1 pseudogene is annotated in these 240 nt (G+C 50.4%); it reads right to left on the bottom strand.

Going from position 1 to position 240, the window contains the following annotated elements:
- Window positions 1–240 (bottom strand): annotated as a pseudogene (locus HBA93_RS23205) (cytochrome bd-I ubiquinol oxidase subunit CydA); the annotation flags it as partial.

Genomic DNA, 240 nt, shown 5'->3' with positions numbered 1-240 from the left:
AATTGGCGTTGAAGGCTTCACGGGCTTCAGCGTCATTCGGGTTAGCGCGGACACGATCGAGGTCAACGGAGGCTTTGATACCGTTTTCGATACGTCTTTCAGCCATATCAACCAGATCATTGATACCCGGCAATTCTGTGCTCAGACTGCGTGTGGTGATCAAACCCAAAACATACGGAATATGCACTTCATAGCTGTTCTGGCCATCACCCGGAATTGCGAACAGGTTGAAACCGGCAG

The organism is Ochrobactrum sp. SFR4, assembly GCF_019730395.1.
Lineage (GTDB): Bacteria > Pseudomonadota > Alphaproteobacteria > Rhizobiales > Rhizobiaceae > Pseudochrobactrum.
The sequence above is the reverse complement of the archived record's forward strand: the minus strand, read 5'-3'. Positions and strand labels throughout refer to the sequence as shown.